15 protein-coding genes are annotated in these 15441 nt (G+C 74.1%); 7 read left to right on the forward strand and 8 right to left on the reverse strand.

Translation table 11 applies throughout. The annotated features are described in order from the left end of the window. Window positions 1-86 precede the first annotated feature (86 nt). Entirely contained in the window at window positions 87-656 is a 570-nt protein-coding gene (locus FH609_RS13465) for a hypothetical protein (RefSeq protein ID WP_139669170.1), read from the reverse strand. Window positions 657-775: 119 nt separating this feature from the next. Between FH609_RS13465 and FH609_RS13470 the strand changes: the two genes are divergently transcribed. Both FH609_RS13470 and FH609_RS13475 read left to right on the forward strand, forming a co-directional pair. After that, a complete protein-coding gene (locus tag FH609_RS13470) occupies window positions 776-2608 on the forward strand; it encodes an endonuclease/exonuclease/phosphatase family protein (RefSeq protein WP_139669172.1) in 1833 nt (610 codons plus the stop codon). A gap of 128 nt (window positions 2609-2736) precedes the next feature. Continuing rightward, a complete protein-coding gene (locus FH609_RS13475; protein ID WP_139669174.1) occupies window positions 2737-3006 on the forward strand; it encodes a hypothetical protein in 270 nt (89 codons plus the stop codon). On the opposite strand, the gene FH609_RS13480 is transcribed toward FH609_RS13475, so the two are convergent. Next, a complete protein-coding gene (locus FH609_RS13480) occupies window positions 2978-3559 on the reverse strand; it encodes a dihydrofolate reductase family protein (protein ID WP_139669176.1) in 582 nt (193 codons plus the stop codon). The genes FH609_RS13475 and FH609_RS13480 overlap by 29 nt on opposite strands. A gap of 143 nt (window positions 3560-3702) precedes the next feature. Here FH609_RS13480 and FH609_RS13485 point away from each other — a divergent pair, with 143 nt between their 5' ends. The 3 genes from FH609_RS13485 (at window position 3703) to FH609_RS13495 (ending at window position 5888) form a co-directional block, all read left to right on the forward strand. Beyond that, window positions 3703-4728: an aminoglycoside phosphotransferase family protein gene (locus FH609_RS13485; RefSeq protein WP_139669178.1), complete on the forward strand. Its 1026-nt coding sequence runs from the start codon at window positions 3703-3705 to the stop codon at window positions 4726-4728. Window positions 4729-5034: 306 nt separating this feature from the next. Next, window positions 5035-5451 carry a hypothetical protein gene (locus FH609_RS13490; RefSeq protein ID WP_139669179.1) on the forward strand — a complete coding sequence of 139 codons (417 nt, stop codon included), beginning with the start codon at window positions 5035-5037 and terminating at the stop codon, window positions 5449-5451. 68 nt (window positions 5452-5519) lie between these two features. Continuing rightward, window positions 5520-5888, forward strand: a complete 369-nt coding sequence (locus tag FH609_RS13495) for a VOC family protein (RefSeq protein ID WP_139669181.1) — start codon at window positions 5520-5522, stop codon at window positions 5886-5888. A gap of 991 nt (window positions 5889-6879) precedes the next feature. On the opposite strand, the gene FH609_RS13500 is transcribed toward FH609_RS13495, so the two are convergent. Next, entirely contained in the window at window positions 6880-7551 is a 672-nt protein-coding gene (locus FH609_RS13500; protein ID WP_139669183.1) for an SAM-dependent methyltransferase, read from the reverse strand. Beyond that, a complete protein-coding gene (locus tag FH609_RS13505) occupies window positions 7548-8594 on the reverse strand; it encodes an NAD(P)/FAD-dependent oxidoreductase (protein WP_139669185.1) in 1047 nt (348 codons plus the stop codon). The genes FH609_RS13500 and FH609_RS13505 overlap by 4 nt, the downstream gene beginning before the upstream one ends. A 135-nt stretch (window positions 8595-8729) precedes the next feature. Here FH609_RS13505 and FH609_RS13510 point away from each other — a divergent pair, with 135 nt between their 5' ends. Next, window positions 8730-9437, forward strand: a complete 708-nt coding sequence (locus FH609_RS13510; protein WP_139669186.1) for a helix-turn-helix domain-containing protein — start codon at window positions 8730-8732, stop codon at window positions 9435-9437. On the opposite strand, the gene FH609_RS13515 is transcribed toward FH609_RS13510, so the two are convergent. After that, a complete protein-coding gene (locus FH609_RS13515) occupies window positions 9430-10191 on the reverse strand; it encodes an SDR family NAD(P)-dependent oxidoreductase (RefSeq protein ID WP_139669188.1) in 762 nt (253 codons plus the stop codon). The genes FH609_RS13510 and FH609_RS13515 overlap by 8 nt on opposite strands. Before the next feature lie 89 nt (window positions 10192-10280). On the opposite strand from FH609_RS13515, the gene FH609_RS13520 reads away from it, so the two are divergent. Continuing rightward, the gene (locus FH609_RS13520) at window positions 10281-11033 is read left to right on the forward strand and encodes a phosphotransferase (protein ID WP_139669190.1); all 753 of its coding nucleotides are present in this window, start codon (window positions 10281-10283) and stop codon (window positions 11031-11033) included. Between the two features lie 368 nt (window positions 11034-11401). Here the strand turns inward: FH609_RS13520 and FH609_RS32125 are convergent, their stop codons facing one another. The 3 genes from FH609_RS32125 to FH609_RS13530 all read right to left on the reverse strand — a co-directional run bounded on the left by FH609_RS32125 (window position 11402) and on the right by FH609_RS13530 (window position 15249). After that, window positions 11402-11524, reverse strand: coding sequence for a hypothetical protein (locus FH609_RS32125; RefSeq protein WP_264372773.1), 123 nt, complete (start codon window positions 11522-11524; stop codon window positions 11402-11404). 145 nt (window positions 11525-11669) lie between these two features. Continuing rightward, window positions 11670-12131 (reverse strand): hypothetical protein, encoded by a 462-nt coding sequence (locus tag FH609_RS13525; RefSeq protein WP_139669192.1) that lies wholly within the window; start codon window positions 12129-12131, stop codon window positions 11670-11672. 187 nt (window positions 12132-12318) lie between these two features. Then, complete coding sequence (locus FH609_RS13530; RefSeq protein WP_139669196.1) at window positions 12319-15249, reverse strand: AfsR/SARP family transcriptional regulator; 2931 nt, start codon at window positions 15247-15249, stop codon at window positions 12319-12321. Window positions 15250-15441: the final 192 nt, after the last annotated feature.

The raw sequence follows: 15441 nt of genomic DNA on the forward strand, positions 1-15441 counted from the left end.
CGACGCACCGCCGTCCCCCACGTTCCGGGGGCGGCGGTGGCGCGCGAACCGGTGGTTCCGACGGGGAGCTAACCCGTTGTGGTCGGCTAGGCGACGTCGCGCCGGCCGTGCTCCTCGTGCTCACCGTGCTCACCGTGAGCGGCGTGTTCCTCGTGGCGCTTGCGCCACGGGCCCTGCCGCACCTCGCCGCCCGTCTCCTCGCGGTGCTTCCCGTGACCGTGGCCGCGCAGGCCGCGCTCCGCGAGGTGGCGGCCGGCCATGGTGGTGGCCGCGTACAGCATCAGCAGGCCCGAACCGAGCGCTGCCAGCACCGGCCAGGACATGCCGCCCTGCCCGATGGTCAGGCTGTCCGTGGTGTTGTACTGCCGGATCATCCACAGCAGGGTGAAGCCGAGGATGGCGGCGCCGGACAACGCCGTCAGCAGGCGGGACCGCAGCAGGATGCCCGCCACGGCGAGGGCCGCCGCGACCAGCATCGGCAGGAACAGACCCGCGATCAACGCCGGGGTCCCTCCCGTCACGCCGGCCCCGTTGAACAGGTCCCACCATCGGTAGTTCCGGCCGTCGCGTCCTCCGTACCAGTCGAAGAACACGCTGCCGATACCCACGACGGCGGCTATCAGAGCGAGGACCGCTCCGAGGGTGTTACGCACCATGACGAGCCTCCCTAGGCACGACTGTCTGATTCCGGCTCGTCCTTCGACGCTACGTCCACCCGGGCGGGCTCGCACCCCGAACGGACGCCCCGGGGATGCGGGCACTAACCTCACCCGCCATGAGCCCCGTCGCGCGCCCGCTGCCCCTGCTCACCGCCGTCGTCGCCCTGGTCACGCTGGAGCTGCTGCGGCTGGGGGCGACCGTGCTCGGCGGCGCGGGCGCCGTCGCGGTGGCCGCCGTTCCCGCGCTGGCCTGCCTGGCCGGCCCGTTGACCTGGTGGCTCGGCTCCCGGCAGGGCCTGACCGTCGCGGTCGGGGTGCTGGCCGGCGCGCGGCTGCTGGTGCAGTTCCCGGTGGGGCGCTCGGTGCCGCTGGTGGGTTTCGCGCTGGGCTCGGCGCTGGTCGCGCTGGTGCTGGTGGTGCGGCGCGACATGGGCGACGCGGCGGCCGGGCCCGGGCGCGCGGCCCGCGCGATCGGCCTGGCCGTGGCCTGCGACCTGGCGCTGCGCCTGCCGCTCGACCTGCTGGACCCGATCTGGCGCGGCGGGCTGCTCGGCTGGCTGCTGGTCCTGGCGCTGGCCGCGCTGCTCGGGCCGCTGGCCAGAGCGGCGGCCGCCGAACGCCTGACCAGGCCGCCGGGCGGCGCGCAACTGGCCGTGCTGGGGCCGACGTTCGCGCTGTACTCGATGCTGCTCGCGGCGCCGGGCGCGGTCGCGGCGACCGCGGGAATCTCGTTGACGGCCGCCGGGCTGTGGCTGGGCGCCGGCGCGGTCGCCGGGATCGCGCTGCTGTCGCTGCCCGAGCCGGCCTTCCTCGGCCGCTGGGCGCGCTGGACCCGCTGGGCGCTGCCGGCCGCGCTGCCGCTGGCGGTGGCCGGGGCGGCGCTGGGGCCCGCGCCGCTGGTCGCGCCGGCGGCGACGCTGGGCCTCGCGGTGCTGCCGCCGGTGCTGCGGCGGGCCCTCGCCGTGCCGATGGGCTGCGGGCACGGCCCGCAGTTCGACCTGGCGCTGGCCGGCCTGGGCACGGGCGGCGCCTGCGTGCTGCTGGCCCTGGCCTACGAACTCCGGCTGCTGCCCTGGGCGTTCGCGCTGTTCCTGGCCGTGGCGCTGGCCGCGCAGGCGACCCGGTCCTTCGCCGCGCCGCCGCCGCTGGCCAGGGCGTTCACCCCGGTCGTGGTGGCGGTGCTGCTGCTGGCCTGGCCGCCGCTGGCGGGCGCGCTGCGCGCCGGGCCCGAGCCGCTGCCAACGGACACGGCGGGCGGCATGTACCGGCTGCTGACCTGGAACGTGCACGCCGCCGTCGACCAGGGCGGGGAGCTGACCCCCGACGCGATCCGGGCGGTGATCGAGGACTCGGGCGCGCAGGTGGTGGTGCTCCAGGAGGTGCCGCGCGGCACGCCGCTCGCCGGCGGGCTCGACCTGGTGACCTTCCTGGAAGCGCGGCTCGACGTGACCAGCGTGTGGGCGCCGGGGGCCGACGACAGGTTCGGCAACCTGATCCTCACCTCGCTGCCCGTGGTGGAGCGCGAGGCCCGCGAACTCCCGCGCGCCGGGGGCGACATGAACCGTTCCTTCGCCTCGGTCACGGTCCGCCTCACCGACGGCGAGACCGCGCGGATCGTCGGCACCCACCTGCACGGCGGCTCCTCGCCGGCGCCCCGGCTGGCCCAACTCGGGCCGCTGCTCGGCGAGGTGGCCGACGACCCGACGGCGGTGCTGGCCGGCGACCTCAACGCCCGACCCGACTCGCGGGAGATCGAGACGGTGGAGGCGGCCGGGCTGCGCAGCGCGCAGGACGAGGCGGGCGACCCCTCGCTGGACACGGCCGTCACGCCGCCCCGCCGGGTGGACTGGATCTTCGGCGCGCCCGAGGTGGCGTTCGGGGACTTCGCGTTGATCGAGACGACGGCCTCGGACCATCTTCCGCTGGCGGTGACGGTGTTTCTGGAATAGCCGCCACCTGATCTGCCGCTGATCAACTACCGGGAATAATGCCGGTAGTTATCGAATGTTGATCAGGGTTCTAACGGGAAATCCATCGAAACTCATTGACCAACTTCCCGATGGCTCCTACGTTCCGGGTGTCTTCGCTTCGCCCCCCACACCGGGACGTCCCGCCGGCCGCTGCCGGCCGGCCGGCAGCCCAGGCCACCACCTTCAGGGTGCTGTTCCTGAGCTATCCCGAGGTGCGCATTCCCGGGCAACCCGAGTACACCTTCATCGCCAACGCCCCCACCCACCAGGCCGTTCGCCGCGACCGCACCGGCCGCGTCCTGACCGCCCGCCACGACGCCGGGGGACCGAGGCTGAGCGCGACCGGCCTCAACGCCCCTCCGAGGAAACGTCGTTGACGCCGTACCTCAGGTAGACCACGCCGCCGGCGAAGCGGCGTTCCTCGCGCAGGGTCAGGGACAGTCGCGGCGCGCGGGGGAACGCCGGGAGGCCGGCGCCGACCGTGGTGGGGTTGAGGAAGAGGCGGCACTCGTCGACCAGCCCCGCCGCCAGGGCGAGGGCGGCCAGCGTCGGGCCGCCGATGGCGAGGTCGGCCGTCGCCGCGGCCTTCCACTCCCGGACGGCCGCCGGGTCGAACTCCCGCTCAAGCCGGGTCCTCGGCGCGCTGACCCCGTCCAGCGTGCGGGAGAAGACCACCTTGTCCGAGGCCCGCCACAGCTCGGCGAACTCCCGGCTGGCCGCCGACTGCTCGGGCTCGTGCCCCGCCGTGTCCCAGTAGGTCATCTCCCCGTAGGTGCGGCGCCCCAACAGCTGGGTCCCGACGGTCCGTTCGAGCGCGTTGACGAACGCGTGCACCTCCTCGTCCGGGGCGCTCCAGTCGTAGGACCCCTGCTCGTCGGTGAGGTAGCCGTCGAGCGAGGCGATCGCCGTGTACACCAGTCTGCCGGCCATGCCGGGTCTCCCTTGTCGAGGTGGGTGGGGCGGGCACGGCGATGCCCCGTACCCGCACCCCAGAAGATCACGACCGGGCGGAACGGGTGAGGAAGACGTCAAGTTCCCGCATTATGCCGTCAGTTGTGTGATGGGGTGGTCCTATGGACGTCAATGGGATCGTCGTGGAGACCGGTGGCTATCGCGCCGTGACCCCGTGGGAGGACGAGAAGTGGCGTGCCCAGGCCCTCGGTTGGATCACCGAGCGGCTCGCCCGCCACCGGCTGGTCGTCGGCGGCGACCAGGTCTGGGCCCGGCTCCGCCCCTGGTCCGTCGTCCTCCGCGTGCCGCTGACCGAGGGCGGCGCGGTCTGGTTCAAGGCCAACCCGCCCCGTTCCGCCTACGAGCCCGCCGTGATGGCCGCCCTCCACCGCTGGGTCCCCGGCCGGGTCGTCGAACCCGTGGCCGTCGACACCGCCCGCGCCTGGTCCCTCCTCCCCGACGCCGGCCCGATGTTCACCGAGGTGCTCACCAACGATCCCGAGGACCTGGGCGCCTGGGCCGAAATGCTCAGCCAGTATGCCCAGTTGCAGCGCGAGGTGGAGCCACACGCCAACAAGCTGCTGGCCATGGGCGTCCCCGACTTTCGGCCACAGCGCCTCGTCGAACGCTACCGCTGCCTGGTCGAGTCGGCAGGCAGCCTCCGCGACGAGGAACGACGCACCCTGCGCGCCGCCACACCACGCTTCGAAGAGTGGTGCCAACGCCTCGCCGAATCGCCCGTGGCCTGCTCGCTCGACCAGTCTGACCTCCACCCGGCCTCCGTCCTCACCGGCGGCCGGGCCCTCACCCCGTCCGGCGCCCTCGCCGACGGCGGCCGCTACCTCTTCTTCGACTGGGGCGACTCCTCCGTCACCCACCCGTTCGCCAGCCTGCTGGTCGTCGGCCGGGTCCTCGACGAACGCTTCGACCGCGACCCCGCCGCCCGCACCCGCGCCTGGGACGCCTACCTCGACGCCTGGGCGGAACGCGGCACCGGCCTCCCCGAGTTGCGCGCCCTGGCCGAGGTCGCCTGCCGGGTGGCGGCCGTGTGCCGGGCCGACACCTGGGACCGGGTCTTCCCCAGCATGTTGCTGACGACGGCCGACCGCGACGCGCATATCGCGCGCTGGCTGCGGGAGTTGCTGTGACCGCCGCGACCGTTCGCGCGGCGGGGACCGTTTGTGGGATGGGGACCGTTTGTGGGGCGGGGGTGCGGTGAGGCGCCGTGGCAGGGCCCTCGCCTGGGCGCTGCCGCCGCTGGTCGCGCTGCCCTTCGCGATCCGGGGCCTGATCGACGACCCCGACACCCGCCTCGGCGGGATGGTGCTGCTCGCCGTGGCGATCGGCTGCCTCGGAATGGTGCTGATTCCGCTGGGCCTGTCCGACGGCCTCGACTTCTTCCGTGGCGGGGCCCGCTGTCCGCCGCCGGCCTGTCCGCCGGCGTGCTGGGCGCCATGGGCCACATCGAACGCGGCGACCACGACTACGTCTGGGAGTACGGCGAACCGGCCGAGGTGCACGTCCCGCGCGACGAGGTGGTCTGCGAGATCGGCTCCACCGACTGCGACGGCTATCTGGAACTCGGCGACGAGTCCACCGAGGTGCGTCTGCTGCGGACCGAGGAGGAGTACGACGGCCTGTTCCCCGATGCGGACGCCTCCGCCGGCGCGGAACCGGCGGACCACCGCACCCTCGACGCGATCGTCCTCGACGGCCGGGGCGTCACCCTCAACGCCGAACGCCGGCCCGCCAGTTCGGTCGTGCTCGGCCGGGTGCCCGCGCCGGTTGGCTGGATCGGGCTGGGCGTGGGCGTCGTCTCCCTCCTCGCGGCACCCCTGATCGGCGACCGCCGTCGGTATCGCCACCACTGACGGCCCGGCCGGGGCCGTGATAGGGCTGGAACGTCCGTGAAAAGGTCGATCACCCCGGAGGCCCGCCCATGTCCGTCCGCCGCGTCGTGCCCAACATCCCCACGGGCGACGGGGAGTCGAGCCGCGCGTTCTACGAGCGGCTCGGCTTCGAGGAGGCCATGAACCATGGCTGGATCATGACCCTCGTCTCCCCGACCAACCCCACCGCGCAGATCAGCCTCTACACCGGGGAGGACGAGACGGGGCCGGTGGCCCCGGACATCAGCGTCGAGGTCGAGGACGTGGACGCCGCCTACGCGGCGATGCGCGCCGCCGGCGCGGAGATCGTCCACCCGATCCGGAACGAGGACTGGGGCGTCCGCCGCTTCTTTGTCCGCGACCCCAGCGGGCGGGTGGTGAACGTCCTCACCCACGGGGGCCTGGCCGGCCCGGCTTAGCGAACGCCCGGGCCCCGGGGGCCCGGGCGAAGCCGCCCCGGCGCGGGGCCCGCTGGCCCGCTGGCGCGGAGCCCGCTGGCGCGGGGGCGCCGGGACGCGGGGGTGCGGCCGCGTGCCGGGCCTGCCCGCTGGCGCGGGGGCGCCGGGTAAGTGCCTCGCTGGCGCGGGGAGTACGGGGTGGTGTGCCCCGAGCGAGACCCTGTACGAGGGCCCATCCCCGCTGCTGCGGGGAGAACACCGGCATATCCACGGACCTAGCGACGACCGCCGACCAATCCCCGCGCACGGGGAAGACGTAACCCTCACCCCGCGCGGGGCGACGCTGCGCGGCTCACCCCCGCTCGCGCGGGGGAGGACGATGTGGCGCGGGGCGGACTCGACGATCAGCTCACCCCCGCACGTCTGGGGAGGACCCCGCCCCAGACAGGCCCCAGACGGGCTGTGACGGCTCACCCGGGCACGCGCGGGGAGGACGGGTTCACCCATAACGGGAACAGCAACGGCAACGGCTCACCCCCGCTCGCGCGGGGAGGACAACATGGTCTGCGGCTGGTTCTTCCACTGCTGCGGCTCACCCCCGCTCGCGCGGGGAGGACCCGACATCTACGAGATCCCAGTCCCGCCCGAGCGGCTCACCCCCGCTCGCGCGGGGAGGACTTGACCGCGTCAATGCCGCCCTGCCAGGCGGTCGGCTCACCCCCGCTCGCGCGGGGAGGACGAAGCGACCATGCCGGGCGGCGAGGCAGCCGCCGGCTCACCCCCGCTCGCGCGGGGAGGACACTTTCTGAGCTGCATCGTTAGACTCGCTTTGCCGTTTCTTTGCTTTCATCTCTCGCGTGCAACGCGGCCCTCCTCCTCGGTGGATGGCTCGTACCGTATCGGGTGCCTCTGACAATGCCCGTGCGGCGAGCGCCCGTTGAGGGCCCGCCAGCCTCCGGCCGCGCCCCGCGCGGCCGCGTCGGCGGCGGCCGCGCCGCCGACTCCGGTCCGGCTAGCGCAGCGCTCTGCGGGCCAGCACCGTCTGGTCCTCGCGGGTGGCCATCTCGCCGGTGTGGGGGTGGCGCTGGCTGCGTGGGTGGCGTTCGGCGCGGAGGATCTCCCACTCGCCGGGCGGGAGTTGGAGCGTGGCGACGGTCTCCTCTGGGGTGGGGAAGGCCAGGTCGTCGGGGAGGTCGTGCTGCCAGGGCGGCGGCCCGCCGTGGGCCTCGATCAGCAGGGTGCCGCCGGGGGCCACGGCCCCGGCGGCCGAGCGGAGCACGCGCGGGCTGAGCGTTCCGTCCCTGAAGTGCAGGAACGCGGTGCTGACCAGGTCGTAGGCGCCCGTCGGGAACGTCTCGGACAGGTCGTGGCGCTGCCACTCGATCCGTTCGGCGACGCCGGCCCGTTCCGCGTGTTCGGCGGCGCGGGCGAGGGCCACGTCGGAGACGTCGACGGCGGTGACCCGCCAGCCCAGCCGGGCCAGGTGGATGGCGTCGCCGCCCTCCCCGCAGCCCAGGTCGAGGACGGTGCCGGGGGCGAGGCCGGCGGCCTCGCGGGCGAGGACCGCGTTGGGTTCGCCGCTCCAGATTCCGTGTGCGCCGGCGGAGATTCCGTGGGCGCTGCCGGCATAGCGCTCGTTCCAGTAGGCGTGGTCGGACAGGTTCTCGGAAACGTGCTCGGTCATCGGGCGCTCCTCGGAACGGGCCGCGGCGCGGCCTCGGTGTCGGTCTCGGTGTCGGCCTCGATCAGGTCCATGATCAGGTCCATGTTGATCAGGGCGCCGGCGCGGACGCCGGCCGCCGCCGCGCTGACCACGTGGTCGTGGACGCTGGCGGCGTTGCCGGCCGCGTAGACGCCGGGGACGGCGGTGCGGCCGGTGAGCGGGTCGGCGTCGAGCTGGGTGCCCAGCACCTCGCCGTCCCTGACCACCTCGGTGGGCGTCAGCCCCAACGCGGTCAGCGCCCCCAGCCGCGCGGTCACGCGCGGGGCGACGACCACGGCGCGGCAGTCGACCGTTCCGCCGTCGGCCAGGTCGAGGCCGCGCAGCGCGCCGTCCGCTTCGGTGGCGACGCCGGTGGCCCGGCCTTCGACCACTGTGACGCCCCGGGCGGCCAGCCTGCGGCGCGCCTCGTCGGTCGGGGCGGGCGCGGTGTGGGTGACCAGGGTCACCCGGTCGCTCCACTGGCTCCACAGCAGCGCCTGGTGTTCGGCGAGCCGGCTGGTGGCCAGGACGGCGATGGGCTGGTCGCGCACCTCCCAGCCGTGGCAGTAGGGGCAGTGCAGCACGGCGCTGCCCCAGTGCTCGGCGAGGCCGGGAACGTCGGGGAGTTCGTCCACCACGCCGGTCGCCACCAGCAGCCGGCGGGCGGTGAGGGTGCGGGCTGCGCCCTGGTCTGGGCGCAGGTCGAGGTCGAGGTCGAGGTCGAGGTCGAAGGAACCGTCCGGCCGCCGCCGCGCGGCGGTCACCGTGGCGGGGCGGAGGATCTCGCCGCCGTAGCCCAGGACCTCGTCCCGGCCGGCGGCCAGGATCTCGGCGGGTGGGGCGCCGTCCCTGGTCAGGTAGTTGTGCGCGTGGGCGGCCGGCGCGTTGCGCGGCCGGGCCGCGTCGATCACCACCACCCGGCGGCGGGATCTGGCCAGGGCCAGCGCGCCGCTGAGGCCGGCAGGACCGCCGCCGACCACGGCGACGTCGTAGGGGTCAGGGGTGGCGGAAGTCCTCGGGCTCATGGGTTCCTCCCGTGTCGCGGGTCGTCGCGGGCAATCGCGTGTCGTCGCTCTCGGACGATGCGGCACCCGGGGCCGGAACGACAAACTTCGTTGCCGGACTGGCAACGCGCGGTCAGGGTGGGTCATGCTGGGGCGATGAGTGAACGGGAACGATCGGCCCCCGACCCGCGCCCGGCCGCCCCCGACCAGCGCCCCGCGCGGGGCCAGCGCCCGGCCCCCGACCAGCCGCCGGCGGGCGACCTCGCGGGGGTGCTGACCGCCGTCGGCCCCCGGCTGCGGGCGCTGCGGCAGGAGCGGCAGGTGACGCTGGCCGCGTTGAGCGAGGAGACCGGGATCTCGGTGTCCACGCTCTCCCGGCTGGAGTCGGGCGGGCGGAAGCCGACGCTGGAGCTGCTGCTCCCGCTGGCGCGGGCCTACCGGGTGCAGCTGGACGAGCTGGTGGACGCGCCGACCACCGGGGACCCGAGGGTCCACCCGCGTCCGTTCTCCCGGCACGGGCAGACGTTCATCCCGCTGACCAGGCATCTCGGCGGGCTGCACGCCTACAAGCAGATCCTGCCGCCCGGCTACGGCCGGGGCGCCGAGCAGCGCGTGCACGAGGGTTTCGAGTGGTGCTATGTGCTCTCGGGGACGGTCGGACTGCGGCTGGGGGACCGGGAGTTGACGTTGGGGCCCGGGGAGGCGGCGGAGTTCGACACCCGGGTGCCGCACGCGTTCAGCAACCCGGGTTCCCAACCCGCCGAGTTCCTGAGCCTCTTCGGGGCGCAGGGGGAACGGATGCACGTCAGGGCCCGCCCGGCCGGCGGTCCCGCTTCGGGAAGCCCCGGGCCCGGCGTCAGCTGAGACCGCCGGTCGCCGGGATGTTCTGGCCGGTGATCCACCCCGCGTCGGGGCTGGTCAACAGGGCGACCACGGCCGCCACGTCCGCCGGCTGCCCGACCCGGCGCAGCGGGGTGAGCGCGGGGATGCGTTCCAGCACCTCGGGCGGGTTGCTGCCGCGCAGCAGCTCGGTGTCGGTGGCGCCGGGGGAGACGGTGTTGGCGGTGATGCCCCGCACGCCCAGCTCCAGCGCGGCGACCGTGGTCAGCTGCTCCAGCGCGCCCTTGGCCGCCGTGTAGAGGGCGAGCCCCGGCGCCTGCCGCCTGGTGTTGAGGGTGGAGACGCTGATGATCCGGCCGCCGTCCCGCATGTGGTCGGCGGCGTGCCGGATGGTGAGGAACGCGGCCCGCACCGTGATGTTCAGCGCCCGGTCCAGGTCGTCCTCGGTGATCTCGGTCAGCGGGGTGGGGGCCAGCGGGCCGGTCGCGTTGTTCACCAACACGTCGAGCCCTTCCAGGAGTTGGTCGGCGCGCTCCATCAGCCGCCGGGCCGCCGCCGGGTCGGCGAAGTCGGCGCGCACCGGGTGGGCCGTTCCGCCGCGCCCGGCGACGGCCTCGGCCACCTCCCGCGCCCGGTCCTCGGCGCGCGCGTAGCTGAAGACGACCGTGGCGCCGTCGGCCGCGAGTCGTTCCACGACCGCGCGGCCGATCCCGCGCGACCCGCCGGTCACCACCGCGCCCTTCCCGGCGAGTGGTCCTCGTGCCTGCGTCTGCGTCATGCCGGAACTCTAGGCCGGGACCGGCCGGTCCCGGCCTAGAGTTCCGGCCGGGTCCTTGGGGTCTCGTCGGGGAATGACAGGCTTGGGGGATGAGCGAGGAGCGGGGACGAGACGTTGAGGAGCCGTTGACCGGCGGTTTTGTCAACGAGGTGGTGCGGGTCGGCGGCACGGTGCGGCGGACCGTGCCGGAGCGGGCGGAGTTCACGCACGCGCTGCTGGCGCACTTCGAGCGGGCCGGCTGGCGGGGCGCGCCCCGGGTGTTGGGCCGCGACGAGCGGGGGCGCGAGGTGCTGGAGTACCTGCCGGGGCGCGCGGCGTGCACGCCGGAGGAGCGGCGGGCGGCGCGGACCGACGAGGCGCTGGCGGAAGTGGCCACGCTGGTGCGGGAGTTCCACGACCTGACGGCGGGAACCGCGCTGGCCGGCGCGGGCGAGGTGGTCTGCCACCACGACCTGTCGCCGAAGAACACCGTCTACGCCGAGGGCTGGCGGCCCGTCGCGCTGATCGACTGGGACATCGCTGCGCCGGGCGAGCGGATTCAGGATCTGGCCCATGTGGCGTGGCAGTACCTGGAGTTGGGCCCGGACGCCGGCGAGCCCGACGAGGTGGGCCGGCGGCTGCGGCTGCTGTGCGAGGCGTACGGCCCGACGGCCGACCGGGCGCGGCTGCTGGAGACGGTGCTGTGGTGGCAGGACCGCTGCTGGCGCGGCATCGAGGCGGGGGCGGAACGCGGCGAGCCGGCGATGGCGCGGCTGGTGGCGGCGGAGGTGCCGGCCGGTATCAGGGCGGCGAGCGCCTGGGTGGTCGAGCATCGGCCGGCGCTGGCGCGGGCGTTGGGCTGAGGGCCCTCCCGGGGGTGCGGGGCCCGCCCTGCGGGGCGTTGGGACATCGGCCGTCGGCCCCCACCGACGGCCGATGTCTGGGTGGGTTCGAGCCGGTCGGGTCCGGGCGACGCCCCCTCCACGCCACCCGAACCGCCGCCCGAGACCTGCCCGGCGACTCCCCCGTTGCCGCCGAACAGGCTCCACCGGGGAGGCCGGCCGCGCACCCCTGTGCGGCCGGACAAGGATGAGCATGTCAGTCCGTCATAAACACGCGATAAACGAGTGCGGGCGGCCCCTGAGAGGGGCCGCCCGGGAGCGGAGAGGCCGTCGCCGAACGGCGGGGCCGGCCCGAACGAGGGGCCGCCGCGACGCGTCGGGGGAGGAGGTCACCTCCCCGACGACTGCGTGCCTCCGCTGATGTGGTGGTCGGCGTGGGCGAGGCCCGTGGTGGCGCCCCACAGCGCGGTGACCAGGGCGAGACCGAGGGCGAACTTCCTGATGCGGGTCATGCCGGACTCCTCACTGGGAACACCGGAACGCGTCCCCAACCGGTGGTGGGTCGAAACTTCGGTGGTGCGAGGTGGTGCGGAACCGCTCATCGCTGAGGCCGGCTCCCGGGTCCGGGAGCCGGCCTCAGACAGAACCATTGTGGGCTCAGGAAGCGAAGTGGTCCACAGGGGTTGACGGGCCGTTCTCGTCCCTGGGCTCGCTGGAGACGTGGTGGTCCGTCGGCTGGACGGGCTTCTTCCCGGGCTCGGTGGAGACGTGGTGGTCGGTGGGCTGGACGGGCTTGTCCGCCGGTTCGCTGGAGACGTGGTGGTCGGTGGGCTGGACGGGCTTGTCCGCCGGTTCGCTGGAGACGTGGTGGTCGGTGGGCTGGACGGGCCTGTCCGCCGGTTCGCTGGAGACGTGGTGGTCAGTGGGCTGGACGGGCCTGTCCTTCGGCTCGCTGGAGACGTGGTGGTCCGTCGGCTGGACGGGCTTCTTCCCGGGCTCGGTGGAGACGTGGTGGTCCGTCGGCTGGACGGGCTTCTTCCCGGGCTCGGTGGAGACGTGGTGGTCCGTCGGCTGGATGTCCTGGTCCGGCGTCTCGTTCTTGGTCGTGGTGTCGGTCAACGTCAGCTCCTTGACGGTGTGACTGTCGTGGGGCGACACGGTTAGCCAGCAACCCCCGTTTGATCGGTCGATCCCCAGCCGAGAATCGCCGCCCCCCTCATGACGATTGGTCCGGAGAGCGTGGCACGCAGAAATAAATGATCAATAAACGTGCCAACTCGGCGCTCTTCGGACTTCGCCTGCGACTCTAGACGCCAGCGGGGAAGAGAAGGTTCCGCGCGGTGGCCGTTTCGGGAGCGTCGATCTCCTCCATGATCGCCAGCGCGTCATACCAGCAGGCCCGCGCGCGGTCCGTCTGCTGGAGCGCCGCGAGCGCCTGCCCGAGCACCAGCAGTATGGTCCCGCGCCGCCACTCGCCGCCGATGCCGCCCAACACCAGGGCCCGCTCAGCGTGCCGCGCCGACTCCGCCGGCCGCCCGGCGGCCAGGTGGACCTCGGCGATGCGGTAGTGCGTGACGCCCTCCCACAGCCGCTGCCGGCCGTCCCGGAACCCGTCCATCGCCAGCCCGAACTGCTCCAGCGCCTCCCCGTGCCGGGCCGCCTCGTTGAGCGCGACGCCCAGCGTGTAGCGGGCGTTGGCCAGGCGCAGCGGCTGGCTGGCGCCGCTGCTGTAGAGCCGCACACAGGACTGCGCCAGCTCGATGGCGCTGTCCACCCGGCCCGTGTGCAGGTGTACCCGGGACAGGTTGCACCGGGCGCTCGCCTCGCCGGGCTCGTTCCGGTCGGCGCGGTACTCGGCGACCGCGCGGGTGAGGTAGTCCTCGGCGGCTGCCAGGTCGCCCCGGTAGATCCCGATGATGCCGCGGTCGTTGAGCGCGGTGGAGACGGCGAGCGGATCGCCGACCGCCGTCCCCAGCAGCAGCGCCTGCTGACTCTCGGCGTCGGCCTCGTCGAACTTGCCGTCCACCGAGAGCCCGTGGGCCAGCAGCGCGTGCAGCCGGGCCTGCGACAGGTCGTCCCCGGCCAGTCGCGCGGTCTCCAGCATCCCGCGCGCCACCTGGTCGAACTGGTGGGAGAACGCGCCCGACTCGGCCAGGTCCTGCGCGGTCAGCAGGGTGTCGACGGCGCGCCGCAGCCCCGCCGAGGCATGTTGCTGGCGGACTCTGGCCAGCAGGCACTCCGCCTCGCTGAAGAACCAGTCGAGCGCGGCGCTCTTGTCCGGGAACGTGAGCCCCGGGTGGTCGGTGGGCGCCACATGGTCGACGAGGCGGTCGCCGGGGCGTTCGAGCGCGTAGACCTGACGGCTGGACGCCAGGAAGTGGTCCAGCAGCCGGGACAGCGCGGCCTCCCGTTCGGCCGGCGGCTGCTCGTCGCGTTCGGCGCAGGCGCGGGCGAAGAGCCGCACCAGGTCGTGCAGGCGGTAGCGGCCCTGCGCCGCCGACTCCAGCAGCGAGGTGTCCACCAGGGACTCCAGCAGCTCCTCGGTGGTCTCCGGGTCCCGGTCGAGCAGCGCCGCGGCGGCCGTCAGCGAGATGTCGGGGCCCTCGGTCAGCCCCAACAGCCGGAATGCACGGGCCTGTTCGGCCTCCAGCTGGCCGTATCCCAGCTCGAAGGTGGCCTTGACCGCCTGGTCGCCGGCCTTCAGTTCGTCCAGCCTGCGGCGTTCGTCGCTCAGCTTCCTGGCGAGCGTGGAGACCGTCCAGGTGCGGCGGGCCGCCAGCCGGGCGGCGGCGATCCTGATCGCCAACGGCAGGAAGCCGCAGGCCCCGACGACCTGCATCGCCGCCCTGCGCTCGCTGGCGACGCGCTCCTCGCCGACGATCCTGGTGAAGAGGGTCAGCGCCTCGTCCGGGCTCATCACGTCCAGGTCGACCAGGTGCGCCCCGGCCAGGTCCACCATGCGCAGCCGGCTGGTGATCAGCGTGGCGCAGCCGGGCGTTCCCGGCAGCAGGTCGCGGACCTGTGCCGCGTCGCGGGCGTTGTCCAGGAGGGTCAGCACCCGGCGGCCGGCGAGCAACGAGCGGTAGAGGCCGGCGCGTTCGTCCACCCCGTCCGGTATCCCGTCGTCGGGGATGCCCAGCGCCCGCAGGAACGCGGCGAGCACGGCGGTCGGGTCGGCGGGGGCCGCGCCGGCGCCCTGGAGGTCCACGTAGAGCTGGCCGTCGGGGAAGTGCTCGCGCGCGGCGTGCGCCACCTGCACGGCCAGCGTGGTCTTGCCGACGCCGCCGATGCCGGCGACCGCCGAGACGGCCATCACCTGGCCGCCGGCGCCGGCCAGTTGGGCGCCCAGCTCGCGGACGAACGAGGCCCGCCCGGTGAAGTCGGGAACCGCGGCCGGCAGTTGCGCCGGCCGCACGCTGGGCCTGGCGGGGGAGCCGGAGGGAACGCTCTTCAGGGTCAGGGAGCTGTCCGCGTTGAGGATGCGGTTCTGCAACTCCGAGAGTTCGGCGCGCGGTTCGACGCCCAGCTCGTCTATCAGCAGCCGCCGCGCGTCGGCGTAGACGGCCAGCGCCTCGGCCTGCCGGCCGCTGCGGTAGAGCGCCAGCATCAGCAGCTCGCGCAGCCGCTCGCGCAGCGGGTGCGCGGCCGAGAGCGCGGTCAGCTCGGCGACCGCGTCGGCGTGCAGCCCGGCCTGGAGCCCGATGTCCAGGCGCTGTTCGCGGAGCGTCAGCAGCTGCTCGGCGAGCCGGGTGCGCTGCATCTCGGCCTCAGGACCCGGCAGCCCGGCCAGCGCCTCGCCGTCCCACAGGTCGACGGCCTCGCCGTACAGCTCGTGGGCCTGCGTCAGGTCGCCGGAGCCGGCCGCCTTCTCGGCGGCGGCGCCGAGCCGTGACACCTCGTCGAGGTCCAACTCGTCGCGCGGGCCGAGCCGTAGGGCGTAGCCGCCGGACTGACTGACCAGCACCGAGGCGCGCGCGCCGAACGACTTCCGCAGCCGGGAGGCGTAGGTGCGCAGCGCGGCGATGGCCTGCTGCGGGGGCTCGTCCCACAGCGCGTCGACCAGCTCGGTCGCCGAGGCCGGCCGGCCGCGCCGCAGCAACAGGGCCGCGAGCAGGGCGCGTTGTTGGGGCGATCCCGGGGGCAGGAGCTGTTCGCCCTGCCAAGCGCGCACCGGCCCGAGCACCGCGAAGCGCAAGGCAGGCGTGTAACCCCCCGTGGTCCCCTCACCAACGGCCATGGTGTCCTCTGCTTCTCAACCTCTGCACGTATGGGGCGAACGTTGGAGTCTATCCGGCGGGACGGAGTCCTTTGAAGACCAGGCCCCTGAGGACCGGAACGGCCATGGCAGTGTGGCACGGAGTGGGCCGGGTCGGGAGACGGTCTTCTCGGGATGAACCACTCCAGGCCACACCCGTACCGTGTCCTGTCG

Source organism: Streptomyces sp. 3MP-14 (assembly GCF_006334905.2).
Classification (GTDB): Bacteria; Actinomycetota; Actinomycetes; order Streptomycetales; family Streptomycetaceae; genus Streptomyces; species Streptomyces triticirhizae.

Coding starts and splice junctions, on each gene's coding strand:
- FH609_RS13470 (WP_139669172.1), top strand. CDS start 776: ATGAGCCCCGTCGCGCGCCCGCTGCCCCTGCTCACCGCCGTCGTCGCC.
- FH609_RS13485 (WP_139669178.1), top strand. CDS start 3,703: ATGGACGTCAATGGGATCGTCGTGGAGACCGGTGGCTATCGCGCCGTG.
- FH609_RS13510 (WP_139669186.1), top strand. CDS start 8,730: ATGAGTGAACGGGAACGATCGGCCCCCGACCCGCGCCCGGCCGCCCCC.
- FH609_RS13505 (WP_139669185.1), bottom strand. CDS start 8,594: ATGAGCCCGAGGACTTCCGCCACCCCTGACCCCTACGACGTCGCCGTG.
- FH609_RS13495 (WP_139669181.1), top strand. CDS start 5,520: ATGTCCGTCCGCCGCGTCGTGCCCAACATCCCCACGGGCGACGGGGAG.
- FH609_RS13500 (WP_139669183.1), bottom strand. CDS start 7,551: ATGACCGAGCACGTTTCCGAGAACCTGTCCGACCACGCCTACTGGAAC.
- FH609_RS13480 (WP_139669176.1), bottom strand. CDS start 3,559: ATGGCCGGCAGACTGGTGTACACGGCGATCGCCTCGCTCGACGGCTAC.
- FH609_RS13530 (WP_139669196.1), bottom strand. CDS start 15,249: ATGGCCGTTGGTGAGGGGACCACGGGGGGTTACACGCCTGCCTTGCGC.
- FH609_RS13465 (WP_139669170.1), bottom strand. CDS start 656: ATGGTGCGTAACACCCTCGGAGCGGTCCTCGCTCTGATAGCCGCCGTC.
- FH609_RS13520 (WP_139669190.1), top strand. CDS start 10,281: ATGAGCGAGGAGCGGGGACGAGACGTTGAGGAGCCGTTGACCGGCGGT.
- FH609_RS32125 (WP_264372773.1), bottom strand. CDS start 11,524: ATGACCCGCATCAGGAAGTTCGCCCTCGGTCTCGCCCTGGTCACCGCG.
- FH609_RS13515 (WP_139669188.1), bottom strand. CDS start 10,191: ATGACGCAGACGCAGGCACGAGGACCACTCGCCGGGAAGGGCGCGGTG.
- FH609_RS13490 (WP_139669179.1), top strand. CDS start 5,035: ATGGGCCACATCGAACGCGGCGACCACGACTACGTCTGGGAGTACGGC.